Source organism: Synechococcus sp. H55.9 (genome assembly GCF_047462355.1).
Lineage (GTDB): Bacteria > Cyanobacteriota > Cyanobacteriia > Thermostichales > Thermostichaceae > Thermostichus.
Window position 1 is genome coordinate 1 of sequence record NZ_JANSJB010000143.1, and the last position, 3,844, is coordinate 3,844.

At 59.6% G+C, this 3,844-nt stretch carries 3 protein-coding genes; all 3 read right to left on the reverse strand.

All coding sequences use genetic code 11. The features are described from left to right. Window positions 1-138: 138 nt before the first annotated feature. Window positions 139-480: a histidine triad nucleotide-binding protein gene (locus NW857_RS12490; RefSeq protein WP_414334889.1), complete on the reverse strand. Its 342-nt coding sequence runs from the start codon at window positions 478-480 to the stop codon at window positions 139-141. 47 nt (window positions 481-527) lie between these two features. Next, a complete protein-coding gene (locus NW857_RS12495; RefSeq protein WP_414334890.1) occupies window positions 528-866 on the reverse strand; it encodes a hypothetical protein in 339 nt (112 codons plus the stop codon). Between the two features lie 451 nt (window positions 867-1,317). Further along, the gene (locus NW857_RS12500) at window positions 1,318-3,435 is read right to left on the reverse strand and encodes an NAD(P)/FAD-dependent oxidoreductase (RefSeq protein WP_414369136.1); all 2,118 of its coding nucleotides are present in this window, start codon (window positions 3,433-3,435) and stop codon (window positions 1,318-1,320) included. Between the last annotated feature and the right edge of the window lie 409 nt (window positions 3,436-3,844).

Sequence of the window (3,844 nt, forward strand, 5' to 3'; positions counted from 1 at the left end):
ACCTCCTGGTCGATGATCATCAGGCTCTCTGCATCGGTGACATGCCACTCCATCGGTTCCAGACCCCGCCCGCCGTTTGTTCTCGGTAATGACAGGATTGTACCTGCAGAGGCTCCGATTGGTGGGAAAAGCCATCGCCTAACCCGGCGGCCAACCCATCGCTCGACCGCCGAGAATGTGGATGTGTAGGTGAAAGACGGTCTGCCCGCCGTCCTCCCCTTCGTTGATCACCAGTCGATAACCTTTGTTTAAACCTGCCTCGGCAGCCACCCGCTGAGCCGTCAATAGCAGATGCCCCAGCAACGCTTCCTGGTCGGGCTTGGCCTGGGCAATGCCGGGGATAGGCTCCTTGGGCACCACCAAGATGTGGACAGGGGCTTGAGGGGCGATATCTTTGAAGGCGATGGCCCGCTCATCTTCGTAGACAATCTGGGCCGGGATCTCCCTGCGGATGATCTTGCCGAAAACCGTGTCGCTCATGGGTGGTTACAAGCCAGTTCTGACCTTAGCCTAGCCGCTGATGGCCCTCATTGGTTGAGCAGCCACTCAAACTCCTGTTGCAGCGAGCGAATGTGCCCCACCCGCGAGACCAACAGGGCATCTTGCCCAGCATCCCGAAAGCGAGACTGCCACAAACTCACCAAATCGGGGTTGCTACACCAAAAGCAGATGACGGTTTCCACCAACTGATCCCAATCCCAACCCCGCCGGGCCGGCACCTCCTCCAGGGATCCCAGCAGCGCATCCAAGGTGCAAGGGCTGGTGCCTAAGTATTCCACCCCACAGGGCCGCTTTGCCAGCTCCTGCTGCTGACAGAAGAACTCGAGGGCAGGGGCAATGCCGATGATCTCAAAAGTGTAAACCATTGGGCTCAGTCCTAGAGGGTTTCCTTGCGAAAACAGAGGTTTTGCAAAAGAGGAGTTCAGCAATCTCTCGACAGAATTGAAACTGGGATCTTTTCCCATCCGTCGTCGATCTGAACCTGGATGTTAGGCACTGACTATATACTCAACTTGGGCCAATTGCCAAGACTAAAGAACAGGCGGACACGACTCTTTTGCCACTGGTCACTACCTGGAGATAGGATGCTTCAACACCAAAGAGGTGAGCTTTGCCTGATGAGCGCTCCAGCGAACAATCCTGCGCAGATAACTGCTAGCAAACCCAAGTAAGGACTGCCAGCACTCATCGAGATTTTTTGCTGGTTGACTCTGCTGACAAAGCAGTTGACGCCCACCTTTCCTGGGGGCGTCAGAGAGATGGTGCTTCCAAAAGAGCGAAAGCCCAGAAACAACTGGCGTGGCGAAAGTCTCCAGCCTAGGCCCTTTCTTCTATCCAAGTGGGTACTGGGTTCTGGATATTTTCCGGGACAGGAGAGCTGGGGGCGGGGAGATGAAACTCGATGCGCGGCTGCCCCACTCCATAGGTGAGGGTGTAGCTCCAGTGCAGACAGCGCAGCCACAGGCGGGGATAATGGACTTCCAACCAGGGCTGCAGGCGCCGCACCAGCCTTGGGAGCCAGCCCCTCAGCAAAGCTGAAGTCAAGGCCAGCCCGCTATAGCCGAAGTAGGTAGGTAGCCACTGGGCAAAGCCCTTGGCCCCTACGGCCTCCCAGATCCACAGCAGCAGCCGCGGGTTTTGCCAAGCCGCTTTGATGGCCATGCGGTTAAAGGCCAGCCAGCCGGCCCGGTCTTTGATGAAATCATCCACCACCTCTGGCGGCTCGGTGGCGAGAATGCCGAAAAAGCTGTTGAGGATGGCGTTGATGCGTTCGGGGGGCAATACCTTGCCGGTGGGCACCATCATCCCCCGCGAGAACAGCCAAGTGACGGCGGAGTTGCCCTGGTAGGCGCGGATCTGGGCCAGGTCAGAGGCTTTGAGCAGGTTGTGGCGCAGGGCTGTGTTCAGCAGGTCACAGAGGCGGGGGCAGTTGCGCACCAGGGATCCAAACCCGGTAAAACTCAGGGGGGATTGCAGGGCCGCCGCATCCCCAATCAAGAGGACGCGGTCGAAGGGCTCCTCTGGAGTCCGCTGCGGGCTAAACCGTCCGGGAATGTAGCCGAAGGTGGCCTTTTTCCACTGCAGGCGCTCTGGGTTGCAGCGGCGGTACTCCGGCAGGATGGTGAAAAAGTCTTCGTACAATTCCAGCAGGGATCCCGGATTTTCCGGATGTACCTGGTGGTAGTGGAACAAGTAGAAGGTGAGATCCTCGCCGGGGCCGGGAAAGAGCTCCCAAATGAGCTGCCGACCGCGGCTGATGTCCCCGTGGCTGGCCAGGATGTCGCCAAATTGGGGATCCCATACTCCCGGCTCAAACCCTCCTGCAATGGTGGCCCCGACGGTGGGGCAGACGCTATCAAAAGCATGATGGCGGTAGAGCTGCTGGGCAATGGGCGAGGCCGTCCCCATGGCATCCACCAACAGGCGGGATCCCAGCCGAAACTCAGCTTGGCCGATTAAATCTTTCACCACCACCGTGACGCCCTGGTCTTCGATGTAGGCCCGCCGGAACTCCGTGCGCTCGTAGATGGTGCCGCCGCAGGATCTCAGGATCTGGCCGCAGAGCTGCAGGAGCTTTTCGGCATCGATGGCCAGGTTCAACACCGTCGGCGTGTGCAGGACGGGGGCGCGTACGGGGCTGTTGCCATCAAAAAACTTGTTGAACCCATCGGTGTATTCCCTGAGGATGAGGCTCTCTATCTCCTCGGTGCTGAGGAGGCCGAACTCCGCTAGCGTCTGCAGCTCCCGCCGCGAGATGTTCCACTCCCGGTTCATGCGGCCAAAGGGCAGCCGTTCCACCAGGGCCACGCGGTAACCTAAGCGGGCCATGGCCGCACCGTAGATGGCCCCCAGCGCCCCGCCCACGATCACCAAGTCCCACTCCAAGGGGGCAGGTTCAGGGGCCGGCTGGCGAAACAGCACCGGCTGCCGCTGAGGATGGGGGAATTGCACTTCTTCCCGCCAGCGCTTCTCCCACCAGTAAACCCGCTGCAGGTCAAACTCGCCGTTGGGAATGCGGCGGAAATACTTCACCGTCTGCGGGTAAAAAGGCTCCAGTTGCTCAAAGATGGATCCCTGGCTGAGATCGATAGCTGGCAACTGCGGGTAGCGGTGGGGAAATCGGCTCTGGATGGCCTTTTCCAGCTCTCTCAGCCAGCGCCCCTGCCGGGGGAAAGGCCGCTCCGACCACTGGAACACCTTGAGATAGGTGGTGTTCAGCCCCGACCAGAGGAAAACGGCCAGCTCGGCCCCACATCCCTGCAGGCGCAGGCCGGTGGCGGTCGGCAGTTTTTGGCTGCCCTGAGGCAAGGGGATACACTCCTGCAGCCAGCGCAGCACCTGGGCAGTGTCTGGACAAGGGATCTCGCGATAGTACAGGGGCTTGAGCACGGCGCCGAGATAGAAAACAGAGCAAATCTTCACCCATTGTGACACGAGGCGATCCTATCCCCTTGGCTTGTCCTAAAGATCACTCCTTGCCCGGCTTTTGCCCAAGCTGCAAATCGGCGGGGGTATTGCAATTGGTGAGCATCGTTTGAGTCTGGCCCAGCAGGCGGGGAAACATTTTCTCGCCAGAGGTGCCAGGCGGGATCCGCCATCGGTGCATAGCGCTTCGGCCAGGGGGGGAGAATGTAAACTGCGTTGGCATAGGCTGCTGCCACCTGGGCCACCCGTCGCAAGAGGGGGATCCCATCCCCAAAGCCTTGTCGGATCCCATGCGGCGGCTGTTGCCCCCGGCCAAAATCAGGACAGCAACTGCAGGTAGGGGAGCTCCAAGGCATTTTGGGCGAGGTTGTGGCTCCTTGGTCACCCAACTCTTCCGCTCCCGTTGGTTAAAAACTCA

Bases quoted from the DNA above. Each gene is read 5' to 3' on its own strand.
- NW857_RS12490 (WP_414334889.1), bottom strand. From the start codon at position 480: ATGAGCGACACGGTTTTCGGCAAGATCATCCGCAGGGAGATCCCGGCC.
- NW857_RS12495 (WP_414334890.1), bottom strand. From the start codon at position 866: ATGGTTTACACTTTTGAGATCATCGGCATTGCCCCTGCCCTCGAGTTC.